General features: G+C 53.7%; 7 protein-coding genes and 1 pseudogene. 7 read left to right on the top strand and 1 reads right to left on the bottom strand.

Features of this window, described 5'->3' with window-relative positions; genetic code table 11:
• The 4 genes and pseudogenes from AO388_RS21955 to AO388_RS21945 form a co-directional block, all read left to right on the top strand.
• Window positions 1-608, top strand: a 608-nt coding sequence (locus AO388_RS21955; RefSeq protein ID WP_177343136.1) for a chloride channel protein, incomplete at its 5' end; no start/stop codon positions are given.
• Window positions 605-829 (top strand): hypothetical protein, encoded by a 225-nt coding sequence (locus AO388_RS21950; protein ID WP_234710515.1) that lies wholly within the window; start codon window positions 605-607, stop codon window positions 827-829. The genes AO388_RS21955 and AO388_RS21950, both read left to right, overlap by 4 nt.
• A gap of 83 nt (window positions 830-912) precedes the next feature.
• Window positions 913-1,064: pseudogene (locus tag AO388_RS29770) on the top strand (inorganic diphosphatase); the annotation flags it as partial.
• Entirely contained in the window at window positions 1,064-1,666 is a 603-nt protein-coding gene (locus AO388_RS21945) for a uracil-DNA glycosylase (RefSeq protein WP_054069860.1), read from the top strand. The pseudogene AO388_RS29770 and the gene AO388_RS21945, both read left to right, overlap by 1 nt.
• Window positions 1,667-1,674: 8 nt before the next feature.
• Here the strand turns inward: AO388_RS21945 and AO388_RS21940 are convergent, their stop codons facing one another.
• A complete protein-coding gene (locus AO388_RS21940) occupies window positions 1,675-2,844 on the bottom strand; it encodes a TDT family transporter (protein WP_054069861.1) in 1,170 nt (389 codons plus the stop codon).
• A gap of 117 nt (window positions 2,845-2,961) precedes the next feature.
• On the opposite strand from AO388_RS21940, the gene AO388_RS21935 reads away from it, so the two are divergent.
• The 3 genes from AO388_RS21935 to AO388_RS21925 form a co-directional block, all read left to right on the top strand.
• Window positions 2,962-3,858, top strand: a complete 897-nt coding sequence (locus tag AO388_RS21935) for a LysR family transcriptional regulator (protein ID WP_054069862.1) — start codon at window positions 2,962-2,964, stop codon at window positions 3,856-3,858.
• Between the two features lie 158 nt (window positions 3,859-4,016).
• Window positions 4,017-5,009 (top strand): beta-propeller fold lactonase family protein, encoded by a 993-nt coding sequence (locus tag AO388_RS21930; protein ID WP_044325037.1) that lies wholly within the window; start codon window positions 4,017-4,019, stop codon window positions 5,007-5,009.
• A gap of 321 nt (window positions 5,010-5,330) precedes the next feature.
• The coding region (locus tag AO388_RS21925; protein ID WP_058417114.1) for a COG4315 family predicted lipoprotein at window positions 5,331-5,705 on the top strand (375 nt) is incomplete at its 3' end.

The raw sequence follows: 5,705 nt of genomic DNA, 5'->3' as shown, positions 1-5,705 counted from the left end.
CTTTCGTTAAACGACTTATCTCCTATTCGCCATTACGCCCCTTCGCCGGAGGCCTGCTGATCGCAGTCGCCGTGTGGGCGCTCAGTGGTAACCATTACATCGACGTCGATAAATACATCGGACTGGGCATTCCGAGCATCGTCCAATCCTTTCACATGCCAATGGATCCTTGGGACTGGCTTGGAAAGATGTTGTTCACCGTTGTATCCCTGGGGACTGGATTCAAGGGCGGCGAAGTCACTCCGCTGTTTTACATTGGAGCCACCTTGGGGAGCGCGCTAGCGCCCCTCTTACATCTCCCCTTCGGCATGCTGGCTGGTATCGGTTTTGTGGCCGTCTTCGCTGGCGCAGCTAATACGCCACTGGCAACCATTGTCATGGCCATGGAGCTCTTCGGCCCTGAAATTGCTCCGCTTGCAGCCATTGCTTGTATCGCAAGTTACCTCGTATCCGGGCATACCGGGATCTATCACGCCCAGCGCGTGGGTCACAGCAAACATCACCGTCCTCTGCCGGAGGAAATCCGGCTCTCAGATATCAAGCAATTTCATGCTCAAAGTGAATCTGCCAGCGAGCGGAAAGTGGCTCCTATAGGGGAAGAGAAATGACCGGACATCGCCAAGATCGCCTGACAGTTTTGCAGCTCTATGTCCCTGGTGCTAGCCGGGCTCGAGTTACAAATTTCTGGCACCACCTGAGCGTGCCCGCGCTTGCCCAACACCTTCTTAAAGTCGCCCAAAAAGATAAGATTGAGCAGATGATGCTCAAGCCGATTCTGCAGGCTATTTACCGGGCCAAGCATTTCCCATCATTACCCGGAGCTCGGTGATATGCGTCATCACGATGAAACGCTGCGCACCGTTGCGCAACCACGCTGACGAGTTGCGCAAGGTGCGAGCTCCCGCGCTATGACTCGCTCAGATTCAGCATTTTTTGAAAACTGCAAGGGACTGGAGCGAGGTAAATGGGTGAAGATGGGGCGTTGGCGGAACGCAGATGAGGTGCGGGAAGAGATTCGTAAATCGGTAGCGGCGTACAACCTGCAGAGGGAGGCTTCCAAGTAGTGTTACTCAATCAGAAGAGCGCAGATCAGGAAATTTCTCTGAAGGAAAGAGAAGACTTTTTGCTGCTGCCGAAAATTGCTGAATTGACGCGCTGGGTAACGGCCCAGTCAACGGGCGAAAGAACATTACCGTATTTCGATCCGCTGGATGGTGGCGTCTTCGCAAGGGTATTGATTTTGTTGGAATCGCCCGCTCGAACGATCAGTCTTCCACGGTACGTCTCAAGAGACAATGCGGGGCCTGCACAACGCAACCTCAAAGGTTTCATTGAGCAGGGTGGGCTGGCACGTCACGAAACCGTCCTTTGGAATTTGTACCCTTGGCTACCAGATCTCGAAAAGCCCAAGGGTGCGCTCCGCAGAGCGCAAATCGACGAAGGTATCGAGATGCTGATCACGCTACTGACGCTTTTTCCTGATCTCGTCACTATCGTATTTGCCGGACGTGTTGCCCAGAAAGCCATACCGCGTGTTCGGCTCGCCTTCCCTGATTTTTCATTGCTGAAAATGCCACACCCCAGTCCCCTTTCTGTTTGCACTCACCCGAATGTTAGGCAGCGCATTTTGTCCACATTGCGTCACGCCAAACAGTCGATCGAGTAGCCAAAGGCTCAGGTTTTGCCCGCCTTGCTCAGTGAGGCAATACACGGCGAGACGAACAAGTTGCCGCGATAGGCACCCGCCAGGGTTTTGGCCGCGACGATCATCCACATGACGGTGAGCATCAACACCAGTGCCACGCCAAAGAAGCTAAAGAACGTGAGGTGCAGCATAGAGCCCAATTTGAGGGTTGTTACGGCGTACACTCCCAGCGGAAAGGTGAAGCCCCACCAGCCGAGGTTGAAGGGGATGCCCTCCCTGAAGTAGCGCCCGGTAATTAGCAGCGCCAATACCATCCACCACAATCCCAGCCCCCAGAACAGCACACCACCGATCAAGCCAATGCCCTCGGCTACGACGCCGATGCTTGCCATTCCATGAGCAGCAAAGATCGCTGGAGCATCTTTGCCCAGCACCAACATCCCCAAAGCTCCGGTACCGATCGGCCCTAAAGACAGCCAGCTCGATGCTGCCATGCTTTCATGAGGTAGTTTGTGCAGCGCCATGCGCAGTAACAGGATCACCAGGATGCTCAAGGCGACGGGCACCGAGTAGGCCCACAGCACGTAGCTGGTGATGAGCATGGTGAACTGTGCGCTAGCGTCAGCGAGGTGCGGAGCCAATAGACCGCCACTCGCGGCAGCCACCTCAGCCGCAACTACTGGCAGCAACCATACCGCTGTCATCTGATCGATGCTGTGCTGCTGGCGGGTAAACATCATGTAAGGGATCAGCACCCCGCAGGCCAATGCCATGGCGACATCGATCCACCACAACACTTCCGCTAAAGCGACTACCCCATCCCCCCAGCGTGGCAAACCATAAAGGAGAAAACCGTTAATGATGGTCGCCAATCCCATGGGGATGGTTCCAAAAAACATCGATACAGTGGAGTGGCCGAAGATCTGTTTGGCCTCATCGAAGAACAACACCCAACGGCTCGCGTACATCAGCGTAAACAGGCAAAACAGCACGATATTAAAAAACCACAAAGCTTCCCCTAACGCTTTGGGCCACTGCGCAGCAAAAGGCAGTTGGCCCAGAGCCAGAGCCAGAATCCCGGTGCCCATCGTGGCGGCGAACCAGTTGGGTGTGAACTGCCGGATCGCTTCTCGTGGATTGGACAAGGCCGCCAGGGGATGGCTGCCGCCCATGATAGCTGCGAGTCGTGTATCACTCATTTTCGCGCTCCCGCTTCAGTTAGCCGTCAATATGACATGGCTGAAGTATAGGTTGGTGGGCATAGCGGTAAAAACGGATAGTATAGGTTTATATTACCTATTAAGAAGGTAGATCCCTTGAAGCTTAGCCTGCGTCAGCTACAAATTTTCTGCGCCGTCGCGCAACACGGTAGCACCACCAGCGCAGCCATTTCGGTGTCACTGTCCCAATCTGCAACCAGCGCCGCACTCAACGAGTTGGAAAACGCCTTGGATACCAGGCTGTTCGACCGTGTCGGCAAGCGTTTAGTGCTGAACGATAACGGCCATGCCTTACTGCCTCAAGCCAGAAGGATGCTTGAGAATGCACAACAGATAGAGGCCAGTTTCTTTCCAGGCCATGCCGGGCTGAAAACACGCTTGCGGGTAGGATGCAGTACCACGATAGGCAATTATGTTCTGCCATTGATTCTCGGTGAGCTGCGTCGATCAGCATCACCTTTGAGGGTCGATGTCGACATGGCCAATAGCATGGCGGTCGCAAGACGAGTCGCCGATTTCGAGATTGATATGGGCCTGATCGAGGGGCCTTGCCACCTCCCCGAACTCAGTGCCGAGCCTTGGCTTGTTGATGAGCTGCTTATTGTCGCAGGACAACGGCACCCCTTGGCACTAAAGCAGCAGGTCACACTTGACGACCTTCGTACTGCTGAATGGCTACTGCGCGAGCCAGGTTCTGGTACCCGCGAAGAAGTCGAGCAATTGCTGCTGCGTCATCTGCACGATCTCTCCGAAACGCGCCAGATCGGCAGTTCAGAGTCTATCAAGCATACCCTCGCACAAGGCATCGGCATCAGTTGCCTGTCCCGCTGGGTCGTTCGGGATCTACTGGCCTCTGAAGTCCTGGTTGAACTGCCGCACGCCTTGCCTGCACTGACCCGACGTTTTTTTCTGATCCGCCACCGGGACAAATACATCTCGCCTGGGCTTGAGCGATTCTGGGAGAACTGCAGTCAATTCGTGAGCCAGAAATAGCTAGATCTATTTATAAAACAGGTAAGAGCTACCAAAACAAGTTGTTTCCGGAATTTATCAAAGACGCATAAGGTCAACTCATTGCCCAGCAGCGATGAACGAGTTGTATCTGCCAAGGCGCGAGTGGATGCCTTGCTTACCCTTATGAGGAAACTCTGATGAATGTGATAAAGAAAACCGTCACAGCCCTGACGTTGGGTGTTGCGTTAGCCACCTCTATGAGCGCGTTGGCTGCGGAAGACCGCTGGACGTTTGACGGCGATATCCACAACAACTCGCTGGCTGTCAGCCCTGATGAAACGACGGCGGTGGTCTCTTACAGTCAGCGTCCAGATGTAGTGGTTTATGATTTGAAAACCGGTAAGGTTCGCCAGGTTCTCACCGGCTACGTCACGCCGCGAAATATTGTGTTTTCGCCAACGGGCGATGTGTTCTACCTCTCCGACAGCAGTTTGGGGGTCGTGCGCAAGATTGACACCAAGACTTTAAAAGTGATCGCAGATATTCCATTGGGCGCAGGTGCTTTTGGTACCACACTCAGCAAGGACGGAAGCCTGCTCTACGTCAACAATGAAGCGGCCAGCACGCTGTCGGTCATTGACCTTGATCACCAGCGACCAGTAGCTGTGGTACCTGGTTTCTCCCAACCGCGCCAAGGTATCCGAGTAAGCCCTGACGGCAAAACCGTCTATGTCACCAACTTTCTTGGGGACAAAATTACCCTGGTCGACAGCAAGACCAATACGATCGAAGGTGAGATCACTGGCTTCAACAAGTTGCGCGCCATCTCCATATCGGCGGACGGCAATACGCTGTACGCGGCTAACAGCGGCAGTAACAGCATCGCAGTTGTCGACACTCAAAAGCGCGCCATCACAACCACCGTCATGGTGGGCAAAGACCCCTACGGCGCAGCCCTGACTCCAGACGGGCTGCACGTCTACTCGGGTAACCTCGGTGACAACAGCCTTTCAGTGATCGACACCAAAACGCTGAAAGTGACCACCACTGTGACCGGTTTGAAGGCACCTCGCCAGGCCATTGTCTTCACCAAAGACAAGTCGAAGGCGTATGTCCTCAATGAGGACTTGAGTATCTCCACAGTCGATCTCGCCAGCAACAAGGTGGTGTCGACGCTAAAGCCCGACTGATTGAACAGCGCAGGCCTTCATGGAGGCCTGCTGATACTCCACGACCAAGTGAATAATAATGAGTGAACGTGATGAGTTCTGGATGATGAATCGCCGTCGCTCATTGAGATGAGCTAGTGATGCTTGACCGTGAGCGTCGCTTTGCTAAATTGAGTAAAGAGCAGGGTCGGGGGAGCTCAGGATTCCAGCAAAAAATGATATCGGGACGTTTTTTCTAGGGAGTCGAATAAAACTGTTTGTGGCTCGTATACTGTCTGATCGCTTGCTGTTTCCAATAGCAGGTGAGTCTTCTAAAAATTAAAAAAACCAAAGGAAATACGTATGTTCAAAAAGATGATTCTCACCGTCGCTGTTGCCGCCTGCTGCATGTCGGGTTTCGCGTTCGCCGATGCGCCAGTCAAGGTTGCTGAAACGGATAAGGGAAAAGTACTCGTAGATGCGAAAGGAATGACTCTTTATACCTTCGGCAAGGACACCTCGGGCAAGTCGGTCTGCAATGGGCCATGCGCTGCAAACTGGCCACCTTTACCGGTATCCGCAGATGCGAAAGCGGGTCATGATTACTCTGTCGTCACTCGAGACGATGGCACAAAACAATGGGCATACAAAGGCATGCCACTTTACAGCTGGGTCAAAGATACCAAGCCAGGGGATACAACCGGTGACGGCGTCAACCAAGTCTGGCACGTTGCCAAG

It is taken from the genome of Pseudomonas sp. ICMP 10191, from assembly GCF_001467335.1.
GTDB classification, from domain to species: domain Bacteria; phylum Pseudomonadota; class Gammaproteobacteria; order Pseudomonadales; family Pseudomonadaceae; genus Aquipseudomonas; species Aquipseudomonas cerasi.
The sequence above is the reverse complement of the archived record's forward strand: the minus strand, read 5'-3'. Positions and strand labels throughout refer to the sequence as shown.

Excerpts from the sequence above, each read along its gene's own strand:
- AO388_RS21940 (WP_054069861.1), bottom strand. The coding sequence starts at position 2,844 with ATGAGTGATACACGACTCGCAGCTATCATGGGCGGCAGCCATCCCCTG.
- AO388_RS21930 (WP_044325037.1), top strand. The coding sequence starts at position 4,017 with ATGAATGTGATAAAGAAAACCGTCACAGCCCTGACGTTGGGTGTTGCG.
- AO388_RS21950 (WP_234710515.1), top strand. The coding sequence starts at position 605 with ATGACCGGACATCGCCAAGATCGCCTGACAGTTTTGCAGCTCTATGTC.